The 16,484-nt window shown below is 72.0% G+C and carries 15 protein-coding genes and 1 pseudogene; 13 read left to right on the top strand and 3 right to left on the bottom strand.

The window, feature by feature from the left end:
- The first annotated feature begins 71 nt into the window (after window positions 1–71).
- Window positions 72–932, top strand: coding sequence for an amidohydrolase family protein (locus AB0I38_RS37455; protein ID WP_358493495.1), 861 nt, complete (start codon window positions 72–74; stop codon window positions 930–932).
- Window positions 929–1,492, top strand: coding sequence for a cysteine dioxygenase (locus AB0I38_RS37450; protein WP_358493492.1), 564 nt, complete (start codon window positions 929–931; stop codon window positions 1,490–1,492). Before AB0I38_RS37455 ends, AB0I38_RS37450 begins: the two co-directional genes overlap by 4 nt.
- Here the strand turns inward: AB0I38_RS37450 and AB0I38_RS37445 are convergent.
- A complete protein-coding gene (locus AB0I38_RS37445; RefSeq protein WP_358493489.1) occupies window positions 1,470–2,129 on the bottom strand; it encodes a hypothetical protein in 660 nt (219 codons plus the stop codon). The two genes, AB0I38_RS37450 and AB0I38_RS37445, sit on opposite strands and share 23 nt — an antisense overlap.
- A gap of 103 nt (window positions 2,130–2,232) precedes the next feature.
- Between AB0I38_RS37445 and AB0I38_RS37440 the strand changes: the two genes are divergently transcribed.
- A complete protein-coding gene (locus AB0I38_RS37440; protein ID WP_436838819.1) occupies window positions 2,233–3,213 on the top strand; it encodes a LacI family DNA-binding transcriptional regulator in 981 nt (326 codons plus the stop codon).
- A 95-nt stretch (window positions 3,214–3,308) separates the two neighbouring features.
- Here the strand turns inward: AB0I38_RS37440 and AB0I38_RS37435 are convergent, their stop codons facing one another.
- Window positions 3,309–4,523 (bottom strand): MFS transporter, encoded by a 1,215-nt coding sequence (locus tag AB0I38_RS37435; RefSeq protein WP_358493485.1) that lies wholly within the window; start codon window positions 4,521–4,523, stop codon window positions 3,309–3,311.
- 105 nt (window positions 4,524–4,628) lie between these two features.
- On the opposite strand from AB0I38_RS37435, the gene AB0I38_RS37430 reads away from it, so the two are divergent.
- From AB0I38_RS37430 to AB0I38_RS37390, 9 genes are all read left to right on the top strand, one after another.
- Window positions 4,629–5,612 (top strand): ArsR/SmtB family transcription factor, encoded by a 984-nt coding sequence (locus tag AB0I38_RS37430; RefSeq protein WP_358493481.1) that lies wholly within the window; start codon window positions 4,629–4,631, stop codon window positions 5,610–5,612.
- 120 nt (window positions 5,613–5,732) lie between these two features.
- Window positions 5,733–6,692, top strand: a complete 960-nt coding sequence (locus tag AB0I38_RS37425; RefSeq protein WP_358493478.1) for a sugar-binding transcriptional regulator — start codon at window positions 5,733–5,735, stop codon at window positions 6,690–6,692.
- Window positions 6,693–6,888: 196 nt separating this feature from the next.
- Window positions 6,889–7,974: an ABC transporter substrate-binding protein gene (locus AB0I38_RS37420; protein ID WP_358493474.1), complete on the top strand. Its 1,086-nt coding sequence runs from the start codon at window positions 6,889–6,891 to the stop codon at window positions 7,972–7,974.
- Window positions 7,975–7,992: 18 nt separating this feature from the next.
- Window positions 7,993–8,784 carry an ATP-binding cassette domain-containing protein gene (locus AB0I38_RS37415; RefSeq protein WP_358493468.1) on the top strand — a complete coding sequence of 264 codons (792 nt, stop codon included), beginning with the start codon at window positions 7,993–7,995 and terminating at the stop codon, window positions 8,782–8,784.
- On the top strand, window positions 8,781–10,025 hold the full coding sequence (locus AB0I38_RS37410; protein WP_358493464.1) for a sugar ABC transporter permease: 1,245 nt from the start codon (window positions 8,781–8,783) through the stop codon (window positions 10,023–10,025). The genes AB0I38_RS37415 and AB0I38_RS37410 overlap by 4 nt, the downstream gene beginning before the upstream one ends.
- Window positions 10,025–11,512, top strand: a complete 1,488-nt coding sequence (locus AB0I38_RS37405; protein ID WP_358493459.1) for an FGGY-family carbohydrate kinase — start codon at window positions 10,025–10,027, stop codon at window positions 11,510–11,512. Before AB0I38_RS37410 ends, AB0I38_RS37405 begins: the two co-directional genes overlap by 1 nt.
- Window positions 11,509–12,945: an FGGY-family carbohydrate kinase gene (locus tag AB0I38_RS37400; RefSeq protein ID WP_358493450.1), complete on the top strand. Its 1,437-nt coding sequence runs from the start codon at window positions 11,509–11,511 to the stop codon at window positions 12,943–12,945. Before AB0I38_RS37405 ends, AB0I38_RS37400 begins: the two co-directional genes overlap by 4 nt.
- Window positions 12,942–13,556 carry a histidine phosphatase family protein gene (locus AB0I38_RS37395; protein WP_358493445.1) on the top strand — a complete coding sequence of 205 codons (615 nt, stop codon included), beginning with the start codon at window positions 12,942–12,944 and terminating at the stop codon, window positions 13,554–13,556. The genes AB0I38_RS37400 and AB0I38_RS37395 overlap by 4 nt, the downstream gene beginning before the upstream one ends.
- Window positions 13,553–14,572, top strand: a complete 1,020-nt coding sequence (locus AB0I38_RS37390; RefSeq protein ID WP_358493440.1) for a 2-hydroxyacid dehydrogenase — start codon at window positions 13,553–13,555, stop codon at window positions 14,570–14,572. Before AB0I38_RS37395 ends, AB0I38_RS37390 begins: the two co-directional genes overlap by 4 nt.
- Before the next feature lie 46 nt (window positions 14,573–14,618).
- Here AB0I38_RS37390 and AB0I38_RS37385 read toward each other — a convergent pair whose 3' ends face one another.
- Entirely contained in the window at window positions 14,619–15,476 is an 858-nt protein-coding gene (locus AB0I38_RS37385; RefSeq protein ID WP_358493435.1) for a carbohydrate ABC transporter permease, read from the bottom strand.
- 116 nt (window positions 15,477–15,592) lie between these two features.
- On the opposite strand from AB0I38_RS37385, the pseudogene AB0I38_RS37380 reads away from it, so the two are divergent.
- Window positions 15,593–16,390 (top strand): annotated as a pseudogene (locus tag AB0I38_RS37380) (RNA-guided endonuclease InsQ/TnpB family protein); the annotation flags it as partial.
- Window positions 16,391–16,484 lie beyond the last annotated feature (94 nt).

Below are 16,484 nucleotides of genomic sequence, written 5' to 3'. Positions count from 1 at the left end.
TCACCACCCGGATTCACCAGGTGGTACGGTTTACCGGTAATCTTAGTAGGAAATGAGGGGAGGGGTCGATCGTGGGCATCGACGTGCACCAGCACCTGTGGACCGGTTCGTTCGTCGAGGCGTTGCGGGCCCGCACCTCCCCGCCCCACCTCGACGGCTGGACGCTGATCCTGGACGGCGAGCCTCCCTACGAGGTCGACCCGGCCGACCACGCGATCCGCGACACCACCGGCCTGGAGCTCGCCCTGGTCTCCCTGTCCAGCCCGCTGGGCATCGAGTCGCTGCCGCCGGAGGAGTCCTGGCCGCTGATCGACGCCTACCACGAGGGCGCGCTCGGCCTCGGGCGGCCGTTCGGCGCGTGGGCCGCCACCTGCCACAGCGAGCCCGACCCCGGCCGCCTGGCCAAGGACCTCGACCGGGGCTTCGCCGGGCTGCAGATCCCGGCCACGGCCGAGCCCGACGACCGGCTCCTCGACGTGCTCACCAGCAGGGACCTGCCGCTCTTCGTGCATCCGGGCCCGGCGCGCGCCGTGCCCGGCACGCCCGCCTGGTGGCCCGCGCTGGTGCCGTACGTGCAGCAGATGCACGCCTCCTGGCACTACTTCCACGCCGTCGTCAGGCCCCGGCACCCGAGGCTGCGCGTCTGCTTCGCGCTGCTCGCCGGTCTGGCCCCGCTGCACTCCGAGCGGCTGATCGCCCGGGGCGGCGGCGGCCGGGGCCAGGTCGACACCGGCTTCTTCGTGGAGACCTCGTCGTACGGCCCGCGCGCGATCGACGCGATCGTCCGTGAGCTCGGCGTCGACGTCGTGGTCAACGGCTCCGACGCCCCCTACGCCACCGCGCCCGACCCGGGCCTGGGCGAGGCCGCCGCGCACGCCATCCGGGTCACCAACCCCCGTCGTCTACTCGGCAGAGAGGAGTTTCGCAAGTGAGCGAGCACACCATCCACCAGATCCAGGACGAAGGCGCCTGTGCCCGGCTCCCGGAGCGCACGCTCGACCGGCGTGAGCTGCGTGACCTGGTGGACGACCTGGCCGTGCGCCCCGAGGAGTGGCGTGACCAGGTCGACTTCCCCGCGGACGGGGGCCGCCACTACGCCTCGCTCTACCGCGACGCGTACGTCGACGTGTGGCTGCTGTGCTGGCGGCCCGAGGACGACACCGGCTGGCACGACCACGACATCTCCTCGGGCGCGGTGCACGTGGTCCAGGGAGCGCTGCTCGAATGCAACCCGCGCATCGGCGGCGAGCACCTGGAGACGGTGATGGCGGAGGGGCGGTCGTTCTCGTTCGGCCCGGACCACATCCACCGGCTGACCGGCGCCACGGACCACAGCGTCTCGATCCACGCCTACTCGCCGCCGCTCTGGCGGCTCGGACAGTACTCGATCGACGACACCGGCGTGATGCGCCGCGTCTCGGTGAGCTACGCCGACGAGCTGCGGCCCATGGACGACGGCGAGCTCCGCCCTATGGACGACGCGGTGGCCTGAGCACGCAGCAGCTTCCGCAGGGCTCGACGTCGGGCAGGGTGATCCACAGACAGCAGGTCCTGCGGAAATAGCCGTCGCCGACCGGCTCGATCAGCCCGTCGACCGGCTCGCCGATCTCCCGCAGCAGCGCCATGTAGTCGGCGGGCGCGAACAGGGTCAGCGGGTGGGCGAACGCCTCGGCGGTCGAGCCCCACAGGGTGCGCTCGCCCACCTTCGCCAGCGCGCTGATGGCCCGTACCAGCGGCTCCTGCGACTCGGCGAGCGCGCCGGCGATCGCGCCCGCGCCGGACGCCCAGCTCACCCGGGAGGCGGCGATCGTGACTCCGGCGTCGGACACCTTGAAGTAGGTGTCGGCCGGCCGCATGATCGGGATCCGGCCGTCCAGCGCCCAGCCGAGCGCCATCGGCATCGTGTGCCAGTAGGTGTAGGTCTTCCAGAACAGCGCCGCGCCGACGTGCCGCGGCGCGTTCCAGCGCGCGGCCGTCTCGTCGACCAGCCTGCCGAGCAGGTGGTGAGGCGGGCGGAGCAGCTCCGAGGCCGGTGTCCAGCTGTCGTCGGGCGAGACCACGAGACCGGTTTCGACCCCGATCACCCCGCCCCGCTCGGCGGCCAGGCGTTCGAGCACCTCGGTCAGCATGCCGCGTCCCCCTCCTACGACCATAGGCAAGCCTAACCTAAAGTGTCGGGCAGGCCGAGGTGACAACGTTGTCTGTACGTCCGACATGGGACATGATCCGAGCGTGAGACCGACGATGAAGGACGTCGCCTCGGCCGCGGGGGTGGCGCTCAAGACCGTCTCCCGGGTCGTGAACGGCGAGCCGGGGGTCAACCCGGCCACGGCGAAGCGCGTGCGCGACGCCATCGACCGGCTGGGCTACAGCCGCAACGAGAGCGCCCGGGTGCTGCGCAGGGGGCGCACGTCGACCGTCGGCCTGGTGATCGAGGACGTGGCCGATCCGTTCTACTCGGCGCTGAGCCGCGCGGTGGAGGACGTCGCCATCCGGCACGGCTGCCTGCTGCTGACCGGCTCGTCGGGCGAGGAGCCGGCCAGGGAGCGCGAGCTGGTCCGCACGTTCTGCGCGCGCAGGGTCGACGGGCTGATCGTGGTGCCGGCCAGTGGCGACCACTCCTACCTGCGTCCCGAGCTCGACGCGGGCACTCCGGCCGTCTTCGTGGACCGCCCGCCCGGCCCCGGCCTCGACGTGGACACCGTGCTCAGCGACAACGCGGGCGGCGCGCGGCTGGCCACCCGGCACCTGATCGCCCACGGCCACCGCAGGATCGCGTTCCTCGGCGACCATCCGTCGATCTTCACGGCCGCCCGGCGGCTGGACGGCCACCGCGCCGCCCTGGGCCGGCTGTTCGACGAGCGGCTGGTGTCGATGCGCCCGCCCTCGCTGGACACCGCGCGGGCCGACCTCGATCGCATGCTGGCGCTCGACCGGCCGCCCACCGCGCTGTTCACGGGCAACGGCCGGCTCACCGTCACCGCGCTGCGCGCCCTGGGCGGGCGGCCCCTGGCGCTGGTCGGCTTCGACGACTTCGAGCTGGCCGACCTGCTCAGCCCCGGCGTGACCGTGGTGGCCCAGGATCCCGGCGGGATGGGCCGGCGGGCGGCCGAGCTGCTGTTCCGGCGGTTGTCCGGCGACGACGGTCCCTCCGAACACCACGAGCTGCCGGTCCGCCTCATCCCCCGCGGCTCGGGCGAACGACCCTCCTGAACTCCCCCCGCCGCCTCACAGGCGACCCGGACGAGCGTCCCCCTGAACTCCCGTCTCATATGCGACCCGGACGAGCGACCCCCTGGTCCCCCGCCTCACAGGCGGTCCGGGAGAGCAGCCCGGCTGGACTCCGGCTCGGGGCGGAGCGCGCCGGCGAGCGCGAGGGCGACGAGGACGCCCGCGCCGCCGGCCGCGACGATGGCCGGCCCGGGGCCGATCAGTTCGCCGAGCACCCCGACCAGCGCCGCGCCCACGGCCTGCCCCGTCATCAGCCCGGCCGACTGCAGCCCGAACGCCTGTCCGCGCACGTCCTCCGGCACCGCCTCCAGGAACCTCCGCTGCAGCCCCAGCTGGTACGACAGCCCGGCGGCGGCCATCGCGGCGAGCGCGGCGGCCCAGCCGACACCCGGCGAGGCGAGGAAGGCCAGCCACGGCAGCCCGAGCAGCACGGCCAGCGGCAGCGACAGCCGCTCCCTGAGGGCGGGCGCCGCGAACCTGCCCACCACGAACTCCCCCACCGCCATGCCCACGGCGGCCATCGCGAGCACCACCCCCGCCTGCCCCTGACCGCCGAGGTAGGGCACGATCATCGCCTCCGCCCCGGCCAGGCACACGGTCGGCAGCCAGCCGGCCAGCAGCAGCCCCCGGACGCGGCGGTCGGTCAGCAACAGCCGGTTGACCCGCAGCGTGGTGCGCACCGCGCCGTGCTCACCCGCCCTCCTGGCGGGCCGGTACGGCAGGCCGTACCTGAGCACCACGGCGGCCACCGCGGACAGGGCAGCGGTCACCGCGAGCGCGCCGTGCGGCCCGGCGAGGGCGAGGAAGGCGCCGCCGACGGCCAGCCCGGCGACCTGGGCCCCGGCCGAGGTGACGCCGAGCAGCGAGCGGCCGAGCACGAAGGCGTCGCCGGGCAGTACCTCGGGCAGCAGGGCGCTGCGCGCGGCCCCGAACACCGGCGCGAACAGCCCGGTCACCAGCACCAGCGCGAGCATCACGGGCACCGGCAGCCCGGCGTAGGCCAGCAGCAGGCAGACGACCACCCGGACCAGCTCGCCGACGATCATCACCGCGCGCGGCGGCAGCCGGTCGGCCAGCGACAGCAGGAACATCCCGCCGAAGATGTAGGGCAGCCAGCCCGCCATGTACGCGGCGGCCGACAGCCCCGGCGAACCGGTCTGGGCGTACACCAGCACCGACAGGGCCAGCATCTTGATCGAGTCGCCGGACATCAGCAGCGCGAAGCTGCCGAACAGCACCCGGAACTCGCGTACCGCGAACACCTCTCCGAAGGTGGCCCCGCGTTCGGTCACGTCTCACACTCCTCAGATCGGCGGCTCCCGCGAGGTGGGGGCCGCCAGGTCACGATGCTGCGGGACAGCCTCGGCCACGGCGACTGTTTCGGATATAACCGAAAGGTGTTCAGGATCGAGGTCACTCCGCAGGACGTGGCGGCCAGCCGGTTCGCGATCTCGCCGCTGGTCGAGACCATGCACGCGCAGTGGGTCCTGTCGGGCAGGACCGAGGCGGGGGTGCACCGGCACTGGGTGGCGCGGTGGCGCGAGCCGTACGAAGAGGTCGAACGGCGGCATCCGGCGCTGCGGGCCGCGGCGGCGATCACCGGCAACAGGGGGCACGCGAACGTCGACTTCGTCGCGCCGCCGCCCGCCGGGCTGAGCGTGCCGTTCGCGACCGAGCTGGCCGCGATGCGCTCGACCCCGGTCGGTCAGGCGCACGAAGAGATCGGCGCGGTGCTGGCGGCGCGGCCCCCGGTGGCCGCGTGGGCCCGTGAGCTGCTGCTCGGCCCCGACGTGGTGCGACTGCTGGCCGACGCCTACGAGGAGCTCTGGACGGAGATCGTCTCGGTGGCCTGGCCGCGGTTCCACGCGGTGCTGGAGAGGGACGTGATCCAGCGGGCGGGGCGGCTGGCCGCCTATGGCTGGGCCGCCGCGCTGGGCGACCTGAGCTCGCAGGTCAGGTGGGACGGCGACGGGTTCATCGGGATCCGGATGGGCAGCCGCGACGAGCGGCACCGGCTCGGCGGCAAGGGGCTGTTGTTCCTGCCGTCGGTGTTCGCGGCCAGCGTCGGCGCCTATCTGGAGGAGGCCTGGCCGTACGCGCTGGTCTATCCGGCGCGCGGCACCGCCATGGAGCCGCCCGCGCCGGCGCCTCGCCTGGCGCTGCTGATGGGCCGCACCCGGGCGCGCGTCCTCGCCGAGCTCGCCGTGCCGGCCACGACGACGCATCTCGCGGCCCTGCTCGGCCAGAGTCTCGGCACGACGGGCGGCCATCTGGCCGCGCTGCGCGGCGCCGGACTCGTCACCCGCGCACGCACCGGACGCAACGTTCTCTACTCCCGCTCCCCGCTCGGCGACGCCCTGGTCACGGGTTCGCTGCCGTAGGCCCCTCGTGCGGCGTGTCGCGGGCACGCGGGGATCGCTAGCCTTTGCTCCGGAGAGCACGAAGGTATAGTCGTTGCGCATCCGTTCAGCAACAATGTTCAAGCCCTAGGGAGCGCGCGCATGAATGCCGCCGACGTCGGACCGGAGGCGCCAGCCCGGTTCCCTCAGGAGCTGATGTACGCGGCCGCCTCGCAGTACTACCTGGAGGACGCGACGCAGGCCGACATCGCCAAGCGGCTCGGCGTCAGCAGGGCGACCGTGAGCCGGCTGCTGACCGAGGCGCGCAAGCACGGCCTGGTCGAGATCAGGGTGCACCGGCCGTCCGCGCTGGAGGAGGGCCCGCTGGCCGCCGAGGTCGCCGCCGCGCTGCGCCTGGAGCGGGTCTACCTGGTGCCCAAGGTCAGCGGCCCAGCGCTCGGCCCGTGGCTGGCCCCCGGGCTGGCCAGGGCGCTCGCCGCAGTGGGTCTGACCTCGGGCGACGTGGTCCTGGTGTCCTCCGGCAGCACGATCTACGAGTGCGCGCGCGAGGGGCTCGGCCAGTTCCCCGGCGTCACGATCGCGCCGGCCGTGGGCGGCCAGGAGGATCCGCAGCCCTGGTTCCAGACCAACGAGACCACGCGCCTGCTGGCCGAGCGGGTCGGCGGCGTGCCGAGCTACCTCTACGCGCCCGCGCTGCCGGGGCCGGAGCTGTTCTACTCGTTGCAGCACGAGCCGTCGGTGCGCCGGGTGATGGACCTGTGGGCGCGGGCGAAGTGCGCGATCGTGGGCGTCGGCTCGCCGCCGGTGATGCGCCAGGTCGTGCCCGCCTTCGTGCCCCGCTACGCCGACAGCCTGCGCCAGGCGGTGGGCGACGTGTGCTCGCGTTTCTACGACCGTGACGGCGAGCCCGTCGGCTATCCGGGCAGCGAGCGGCTGGTGGCGACCGCCCTGGAGGATCTGCGCCGCATCCCCTTCTCCATCGCGGTCGCGGTGGGCCCGGAGAAGGTCGGCTCGATCGTCGCCGGGGCGCGGGGCGGCTATTTCAACCGGCTCGTCACCGACGCGGTGACCGCCGAGGGTCTGCTCACCTCCGTTCGCTGAATACCCTGAAATGATTAACAGCAGGTCACAGGGGTAAAAACTACCTGAACACTTTTGCTGGACAAAAGTTCTGGGTGCGCGCTAGCGTGAGTCGCACCGCAGCGCGTTGCCGTGTGTGAGCGGCCCTGTGCCCTGCGGCGCCGGGGGAACGCGACGCGACCAGCTCCGCGAGGACGTAGCAAGTGAGGAAAAAACCTTGAACAGAACTCAGATGCGCACCACGGCGTTCGCCGCCGTGGCGGTCATCGCGGGCGCGGCTCTGACCGCCTGCGGCTCCGACAGCGGCACCACGGACGCCGGTTCCGGCGGCGGCGGCGCCGCCGACGCCAAGGTGGCCTTCCTCATGCCCGACCTCGCGTCGACCAGGTACGAGCTCCAGGACAAGCCGCTGTTCGAGGCCAAGATGAAGGAGCTCTGCTCCGGCTGCTCGGTCATCTACCAGAACGCCGACTCCGACGCCGCCAAGCAGCAGCAGCAGGCCAACTCGGCGCTCGCGCAGGGCGTCAAGGCCATCGTGCTCGACCCGGTCGACTCGGCCGCCGCGGCCACGATCGTCAAGACGGCGCAGGCGCAGAACGTGCCGGTCATCGCCTACGACCGGCCGATCCCGGCGACGCCCGCCGACTACTACATCTCGTTCGACAACGAGAAGATCGGCTCCATGATCGGCCAGTCGCTGGTCGACCACCTCAAGGCCGAGAAGATCGAGGGCGGCCTGCTCCAGGTCAACGGCTCCCCCACGGACGCCGCCGCCGGCCTGATCAAGAAGGGCATCCACACCGCGATCGACCCGAGCGGCCACAAGCTGCTCGCCGAGTACGACACCCCCGACTGGCAGCCTGAGAAGGCGCAGACCTGGGTCAGCGGCCAGATCACCCAGTTCGGCGACAAGATCGCCGGCGTGGTGGCGGCCAACGACGGCACCGCCGGTGGCACCATCGCGGCGTTCAAGGCCGCGGGTGGCAAGGTTCCGCCGGTCACGGGCAACGACGCCGAGACGGCCGCCGCCCAGCGGATCATCTCGGGCGACCAGTACAACACGATCTCCAAGCCGATCAAGATCGTGGCCGAGGCCGCGGCCAACGTCGCCTGGGACTTCGTGCAGGGCAACAAGCCCGAGGGCAAGGCCACGCTCTACGACACGCCGTCGGAGCTGTTCGTTCCCACGGTCGTGACCAAGGAGAACATCAAGGAGGTCCTGTTCGACAGCGGGATCATGAAGGCCTCCGAGGTCTGCACCGGCGCCTACGCCGAGGGCTGCGCCGAACTCGGCATCAAGTAGATCTCCAGGGAGTCCCCCTTGTCGTCCAACCAGCAATCAGACAACGTCCTGTCCCTGCGTGGGATCAGCAAGACCTTCGGCGCGGTCGCCGCGCTGACCGACATCGACCTCGATGTGGCCGCGGGACAGGTCGTGGCCATCGTCGGAGACAACGGCGCGGGCAAGTCGACGCTGGTCAAGATCCTCTCGGGCGTGCACCCGCCGGACTCGGGAAAGATCGTCTTCGACTCGAAGACGGTCGAGATCCCGACTCCGGCGGCGGCCCACCGGCTCGGCATCGCCACGGTCTACCAGGACCTCGCGCTGTGCGAGAACCTGAACGTGATCCAGAACCTGTTCCTGGGGCAGGAGCTGCGGCCGCTGCGGCTCAACGACGTGGCGATGGAGACCCGCTCATGGGATCTGCTCCGCCAGCTCTCGGCCAAGATCCCCAGTGTGCGGGTGCCGGTGGCCTCGCTCTCCGGCGGACAGCGGCAGACCGTCGCCATCGCCCGGTCGCTGCTCGGCGACCCGAAGGTCATCATCCTCGACGAGCCGACCGCCGCGCTGGGCGTCGCCCAGACGGCCGAGGTGCTCAACCTGGTCGAACGGCTCCGCGAACGCGGCCTCGGCGTCATCATGATCAGCCACAACATGGCCGACGTGAAGGCCGTGGCCGACACCGTGGCCGTCCTCAGGCTCGGCCGCAACAACGGGGTCTTCGACGTGAACGACGTCTCCAGCGAGGACATCATCGCCGCCATCACCGGAGCCACCGACAACGCGGTGACCCAACGGCAGGCGCGCAGGAAGGAAGGGCTCTCCTCGTGAGCACCACGGTCAAGAACACGGCCACCGATCGCCAGGACGAGCGGCTGCGGTCGCGGGAGGGGCTGCGCGGCGCGATCTCCGACGTGGTCGAGCGGGCCCGGGGCGGCGACCTCGGTGTGATCCCGGTCGTGGTCGGCCTCATCGTGATCTGGAGCGTGCTGCAGATCCTCAACCCGGTCTTCCTGTCCAGCGCCAACCTGGTGAACCTCACGCTGGAGTCGGCGGCCGTCGGCGTCATCGCGCTCGGCATCGTCTGCGTGCTGCTGGTCGGCCAGATCGACCTGTCGGTCGGCTCGGTCAGCGGGCTGTCGAGCGCCGTGCTGGCCGTGCTGTTCGTCAGCCAGGGGTTGCCGATCTGGGTGGCGATCCTGGGCGCGGTGCTCATGGGCGCGGTCGTCGGCTGGGTCTACGCGCAGCTGTTCAACCGGTTCGGGGTGCCGAGCTTCGTCATCAGCATGGCCGGTCTGCTCGCCTTCCTGGGCCTGCAGCTCTACGTGCTCGGCAGCAAGGGCTCGATCAACCTGCCGTTCGACTCCGGGCTGGTGAACTTCGCGCAGCTGTCCTTCGTGCCCGACTGGCTCTCCTACACCTTCGCCGTGGTGGCGGCGGTCTGGCTGTTCGTCAGCGGCTACCTGCACGCGAGCGAGCGCCGCAGGGCGGGGCTGTCGTCCAAGTCGACGTCCATGCTGGCCATCAGGAGCGCGGTGCTGCTGGCGGTGCTGGCCTTCGTGGTCTGGTACCTCGGGCAGACGCGCGGCATCGGCTGGATGTTCGTCTTCTTCGTCGGGATGGTGCTGGTCATGCACTACCTGCTGTCCCGTACGAAGTGGGGCAGGTCCGTCTACGCCGTCGGCGGCAACGTGGAGGCGGCCCGGCGGGCCGGCATCAACGTCAAGGCCGTCTACACCTCGGTGTTCGTGCTCTGTTCGTCCTTCGCCGCGGTGGGCGGCATCCTCGCCGCCGCCCGGCTGGCCGCGGCCAACCAGAGCAGCGGCGGGGGCGACATCAACCTCAACGCCATCGCGGCGGCCGTGATCGGCGGGACGAGCCTGTTCGGCGGGCGCGGCACGGCGTTCGGCGCGCTGCTCGGCATCATCGTCATCCAGTCGATCTCCAGCGGCCTGACCCTGCTGAACCTCGACTCCTCCATCCGGTTCGTGGTCACGGGTGTCGTCCTGCTGCTGGCCGTGGTCGTCGACTCGATCGCCCGCAAGTCGCGGACCTCACACGGAAGAGCCTGATGGCGGCGATCTGCGTCGATGCCGGCACCACCGTCATCAAGGCGGTCGGCTACGACGAGGCGGGCGCGGAGGTCGCGATCGCCCGGCACGAGACCGGCGTGTACCGTCCCGCTCCCGGCTGGGCCGAGCAGGACATGACCATGGTCTGGGAGGCGGTCGTGCGCACCGTGCGCGACGTCGCCTCCCAGACCGAGGGCCCGGTCGACTTCGTCTCCGTCACCGCGCAGGGTGACGGGGTCTGGCTGGTCGACCCCGCCGGCGAGCCCACCGGCAGCGCGATCCTGTGGAACGACGGCCGGGCCGCCGCCACGGTCGACGCCTGGGCCCGCTCCGGGGTGGCCGAGCGCGCCTTCCGCCTCAACGGCAACGTCAGCGCGTCGGGCCTGCCGCACGCGATCCTGAGCTGGCTGCGCGAGCACGACCCCGACCGGCTCGACCGCTCGGCCGCCAGCCTCACCTGCGGCGGCTGGATCTTCTCCCGGCTGACCGGTGAGATCGCCACCGACGAATCCGACGCGTCGGCCCCGTTCATGGACCTGCGCACCCGCGCCTACTCCCCCGAGCTGATGGCGATGTACGGCCTGGAGTGGGCCGAGCGGCTGCTGCCCGAGCCACGTGACGACACGCGCCGGGTCGCCGCCCTCACCACCGGCGCCGCCGAGTCGCTCGGCCTGCCCGCCGGGACACCCGTCGTGATGGCGCCCTACGACATCGCCTCGACCGCGATCGGCGCCGGAGCCGTACGGCCAGGCCAGGCGTGCGGCATCCTCGGCACCACGCTGTGCACCGAGACCGTCGCCGAGCGGCCCGACCTGAACGGCGACGCGGTCGGCGTCACGCTCGCGATACCGGGCGGCTACCTGCGGGCCTTCCCCACCTTCTCCGGGGTCGAGGTCGTCCAGTGGGCCTGCCGGCTGCTCGGCCTGCCCGGCCCGGCCTCGCTGGGCGAGCTGGCCGCGCAGAGCCCGCCGGGCGCCCGCGGGCTGGCGTTCCTGCCGTACTTCTCGCCGGCCGGTGAGCGGGTGCCGTTCTCCGACCCGCTCGCCCGGGGCTCCTTCCTGGGCCTGTCGTTCGAACACGGCCGCGAGCACCTCGCCCGCGCCGTGCTCGAAGGGCTCAGCCTCGTCATCCAGGACTGCCTGGCCGTCTCCGGGGTCGCGGCCCGCGAGCTGCGCGTGTGCGGCGGCGGGTCGGCCAACGCCCTGTGGGTGCGCCTGATCTCCGACATCACCGGCCTGCCCGTCCACCGGTCGAGTGACGCCGAGGTCGGCGCGCGGGGCGCCTTCATCGTCGGGCTGGTCGCCACGGGCGCCGCCCCCGGCATCGAGGTGGCCGCCGACCGGTTCGTCCGGCTGCGCGACGCCGTACATCCCGAACCCGGCCCGTACGACACCGCCTACCAGGACTTCCTTGCCCTGCGCGAGAACAGCGCCCGATCCTGGCCGCTGCTCGCCGAGATGCGAAACCGGACTTGGGACCGTACATGAGCGTGTGGATCGGCATCGACCTCGGCACGCAGAGCGTGCGCGCGATGGCCGTCGACGAGACCGGGCGGGTGCTCGGCGCGGCGAGCCGGCCGCTGACCAGCCACCGCGACGGGCCGAGGCACGAGCAGGACCCCGAGCAGTGGTGGCGCGAGCTGGCCGCCGCCACCCGCGAGGCGCTGCGCGACGTGCCGCCCGGCCGGATCGAGGGCGTGGCCGTCGACGCCACCTCTGGAACGGTCCTGCTGACCGACGGCGACGGCGACCCGCTGACGCCCGGCCTGATGTACGACGACCGGCGGGCGACCGGCGAGGTCGAGCGGGTCAACACGGTGGGCGCCGCCGTGTGGGAGCGGCTCGGCTACCAGCGCATGCAGCCCAACTGGGCGCTGCCCAAGCTGCTCTGGCTGCTGCCGGACGCCCCCGCGGGGGCGCTGCTGGCCCACCAGAGCGACTTCGTCAACCGCCGCCTGACCGGCCACCACGTCGCGACCGACCTGAGCAACGCGCTCAAGACGGGCGTGCACCTGATCGACGAGGACTGGCCCCGCGAGACGTTCGACGCGCTCGGGGTGCCCGCCTCGATGCTGCCCCAGGTGGTACGGCCCGGCAGCCGGCTCGGCACGGTGTGCGCCGAGGCCGCCGAGGCGACCGGCCTGCCCGAGGGCACCCCGGTGATCGCCGGCGCCACCGACGGCTGCGCCGCCCAGCTGGGCGCGGGCGCTCTGCAGGCGGGCGACTGGAACTCCGTGATGGGCACCACGCTCGTGCTCAAGGGCGTCACCCGGGAGCTCGTCCACGACCCGCTGGGCGTCGTCTACTCGCACCGCGCGCCCGACGGCTCCTGGCTGCCGGGCGGCGCGTCCAGCACGGGCGCGGGCGTGCTGGCCCGCGACCTCGCCGGCCGCGACCTCGACGCGCTCGGCCACCAGGCCGCCGCCCGTTCCTGGGCCGACCCCGCCACCACCTACCCGCTGGTCTCGCGGGGCGAGCGGTTCCCGTTCGACGCTCCGGAGGCGGAGGGCTTCACGCTCGGCCACGTCTCCGACGACGTCGAGCGGTACGCCGCGATCCTGCGCGGGGCGGCGTACATCGAGCGGCTCTGCTTCGACTACCTCGACCTGCTCGGCGCGCCGGTGGACGGCGAGATCATCCTGACCGGCGGGGCGACCCGCAGCGCGTACTGGAACCGGCTGCGCGCGAACGTGCTCGGGCGGCCGGTGACGCTGCGGGAGAACGCCGAGCCCGCGCTCGGCATGGCCGTGCTCGCCGCCGGGCCGGACGCGTCGGCGGGGATGATCCGCACCCGCGAGGTCGTCCAGCCGGACGGCACCGACCTGCGCGAGCACTACCTGCGCTTCGTCGACGAACTGGAAGGCCGCGGCTGGCTCCCCTCGCCGGCCGCCACCCACGCCCGCGAGAGGACCACCCGATGACCGACCTGGTGCTGGTGCGCCACGGCGAGACCGTCTGGCACGCCGAGAACCGCTACGCCGGGCTCAGCGACATCGAGCTGACCCCGCGCGGTCACGACCAGGCCGCGCGCCTGGCCGGCTGGGCCGCCTCCGCGGGCCTGTCGGCCGTATACTCCTCCACGCTCAGCCGGGCCCGGAGCACCGCCTCGGCCAGCGCCCGCGCGGCGGGGGTCGAGCTCCAGGTGGACGCCCGCCTGGTCGAGCTCGACTTCGGCCAGGCCGACGGGCTGACCGCCACCGAGATGCACGGGCGCTTCCCCGAAGCGCGGGCCGCGTTCGAGGCCGACCCGGCCGCGCACCCGCTGCCCGGCGGCGAGGACCCGCACCGGGCCGCCGACCGGTTCGTGGCCGCCCTGCGCGACATCCACGCCGCCCACCCGGACGGCCGGGTGCTGGTGGTCGCCCACACGACCGCCATCAGGCTCGCCCTGTGCGGGCTCATCGGGGTGCCGCTCGGCTCGTACCGGCGGCTCTTCCCGCGCCTGGACAACTGCGCCGTCACCGAACTCCGCGTGCGTGCCGGGCAGGTCGCGATCCTGCAGTTCAACTCTCCGATCGGAGTCATGCGTTGACACTTCGAGTCCTTGCCGCCGGTGACCACTTCGTCCAGAACCGCCTGTTCGCCGACGCGCTCCGGCACCAGGTTCCCGGCGAGGTCGAGATCCGCGAGCTCACGCTGCCGTGGCCGGTGGTGCCGTTCGGCCGGGTGGGCGAGGTCGACGAGGCGTCCGACGTGGAGGACGAGCTGATCGAGGCGCTGCGGGGCGCCGAGGTGTGCGTCACCCAGATGGCTCCCCTGACGCGCCGCGTCCTTTCCGCCAGCCCCGACCTGAAACTGTTCGGCGTCAGCCGTGGCGGCCCGGTCAACGCCAACCTGGAGGCGGCCACCGAGGCGGGCGTCGCCGTGACCTTCGCCCCCGGCCGCAACGCCGTCGCCACGGCCGAGCACACGCTGGCCATGCTGCTCGCCGCCACCCGCCGCATCCCGACGACGCACGCCGACCTGGCCGCAGGCGTGTGGCGGGGCGACTACTACCGCTACGAGATGGTCGGGCCCGAGCTCGACGGCAGCACGGTCGGCCTGGTCGGCTACGGCGCGATCGGCAGCCGGGTGTCCCGGATGCTGGCGGGCTTCGGCGCGGAGGTGCTGGTCCACGACCCGTACGTCGACCTGCCGGGCAAGGTGAGCCTCGACGAACTGCTCACCCGCTCCCGCTTCGTCTCGCTGCACGCCAGGGCGACGCCCGAGACCACCGGCATGATCGGCGCCGCCGAGATCGCCCGGATGCCCGCCGGGTCCGTGCTGGTCAACTGCGCCAGGGGGGCGCTGCTGGACTACGACGCGATGTGCGACGCGCTGGACTCCGGCCATCTGTTCGGCGCCGCCGTGGACGTCTTCCCCGAGGAGCCGATCCCTGACGGGTCGCGGCTGCTCACGACGCCCAACCTGGTGATGACCCCGCACCTGGCCGGGGCCAGCAAGGAGACGGCGATCAAGGCGGCGCGGATCGTCGCGGCGGACGTGGCCCGCTACGTGCGCGGCGAGCCGCTGGCCCACTGCGCCAACCCGGCCTTCGCCGCCTCCTGACCGCGGCTCAGCCCTGCGACTCAGCCCCGCGCGGTCAGCCCCGCGGTCAGCCCTTGAGGGCGCCCGCCATGAGGCCGCGCATGAAGAAGCGGCCCAGCAGGACGTAGATCAGCATCGTCGGGATCGAGGCCAGGATCGCCGCGGCCATCTGCTGGCTGTACGGGGTGGCCTGCGCGCCGGCGATGTTGTTGAGCATCACGGTGGCGGGCCAGCTCGTCGGCCCGGTGAGGAACACGGCGAACAGGAAGTCGTTCCACAGCGAGGTGAACTGCCAGATGATCACCACGGCGATGGCGGGCGCCGACACCGGCAGCACCACCGACCAGTACGTCCGCAGCATCCCCGCGCCGTCGACCCGTGACGCCTCGATGAGCTCGTCGGGGATCGTGACGTAGTAGTTGCGGAAGATCAGCGTGCAGATCGGGATGCCGTAGACCACGTGCGCCAGCACCAGCCCGGGGATGCCGCCGTAGAAGACGCCCTGCAGCCCGGTCAGCTCGTTGAGCCCGACCAGCAGCTGCACGAGCGGGATCATCACGCCCTGGTAGGGGATGAACATGCCGAACAGGAAGAGCGTGAACAGCAGGTCGGCGCCCGGGAAGCGCCACTTGGACAGCACGTAGCCGTTCATCGAGCCCAGCACGCACGACAGCAGCGAGCCGGGCACCGCGAGCAGCACGCTGTTCCACAGCCCGGGGGCCAGCTTCTCCCACGCCACCCGCCACGCCTCAAGGGTCCAGGTCTGCGGCAGGTTCCAGGCCTGTCCCGGGTCGGCTTCGGTGAGCGGCTTGAAGCTGGTGACCAGCAGGACGTAGATGGGGATCAGGAAGATCACCACGAAGGCGATCAGCACCGCGAGCCGCAGCCCGGTGAACACCCGCCTTCGCCCGGCCACCGCCGTCATCGAATCTCCTCGAGGCTGGAGACCCCGTCCTTCAGGGCGGGGAGGAAAGCCGGAACAATGCCATCAAATCGAACACATGTACGAGATTTAGCTGATCTTGCAGTAGGTTGTGCGGCGTGGCGCAGATCGTGAAGCGGGCCTACAAGTACCGCTTCTACCCGACTCCCGAGCAGGCTTCGGAGCTTGCCCGGACGTTCGGCTGTGTGCGCCTGGTCTACAACAAGGCGCTGCAGGAGCGGACCCGGGCTTATCGGCTGGAGGGCCGTGGTGTCTCCTACGCGGAGTCGTCGGCGGCACTGACGGCGTGGAAGGGCACCGAGGAGCTGAGGTTTCTCGGTGAGGTGTCGTGTGTTCCGTTGCAGCAGGCGCTGCGCCATCTGCAGGCGGCGTTCGCCGGCTTCTTCGCCAAACGGGCCAGGTACCCAGTGTTCAAGTCTCGCAAGAAGTCGCGCCAGAGCGCGGAATACACCCGTTCGGCGTTCCACTGGCGCGACGGCCGGTTGACGCTGGCCAAGATGTCCGAGCCGCTGGACATCGTGTGGTCGCGTCCCCTGCCTGAGGGCGCTCGGCCGTCCACGGTGACCGTGAGCAAGGACGCGGCCGGACGCTGGTTCGTGTCCCTGCTGGTGGAGGAGAAGATCTCCCCGCTGCCCCAGGTAGCGGCCCGCGTGGGAGTGGACGCGGGCATAACCGCTCTGCTCACGCTGTCGACCGGGGAGAAGATCGTGAACCCACGTCACGAGCGAGCCGACCGCAAGCGGCTGGCCCGCGCTCAGCGGGCGCTGGGCCGCAAGCAGAAGGGATCGAACAACCGGGCCAGGGCCCGGCTGAAGGTGGCCCGCGTGCACGCACGGATCGCCGACCGCAGACGCGACCACTTGCATAAGGTCAGCACCCGGCTTGTTCGTGAGAACTGTGAGGATGGACGTGTGCCGCTTCGAGCCCTGGCTTGACCCGCGCGAGAACAGACCCAGGTGTCTTGGTTTGGATCTGTCGGCCGGGGTTTCG

It is taken from the genome of Nonomuraea cavernae, from assembly GCF_040655715.1.
Taxonomy (GTDB): Bacteria; Actinomycetota; Actinomycetes; order Streptosporangiales; family Streptosporangiaceae; genus Nonomuraea; species Nonomuraea cavernae_A.
The sequence above is the reverse complement of the archived record's forward strand: the minus strand, read 5'-3'. Positions and strand labels throughout refer to the sequence as shown.

Coding starts and splice junctions, on each gene's coding strand:
- AB0I38_RS37395 (WP_358493445.1), top strand. CDS start 12,942: ATGACCGACCTGGTGCTGGTGCGCCACGGCGAGACCGTCTGGCACGCC.
- AB0I38_RS37385 (WP_358493435.1), bottom strand. CDS start 15,476: ATGACGGCGGTGGCCGGGCGAAGGCGGGTGTTCACCGGGCTGCGGCTC.
- AB0I38_RS37425 (WP_358493478.1), top strand. CDS start 5,733: ATGAATGCCGCCGACGTCGGACCGGAGGCGCCAGCCCGGTTCCCTCAG.
- AB0I38_RS37405 (WP_358493459.1), top strand. CDS start 10,025: ATGGCGGCGATCTGCGTCGATGCCGGCACCACCGTCATCAAGGCGGTC.
- AB0I38_RS37400 (WP_358493450.1), top strand. CDS start 11,509: ATGAGCGTGTGGATCGGCATCGACCTCGGCACGCAGAGCGTGCGCGCG.
- AB0I38_RS37445 (WP_358493489.1), bottom strand. CDS start 2,129: ATGCTGACCGAGGTGCTCGAACGCCTGGCCGCCGAGCGGGGCGGGGTG.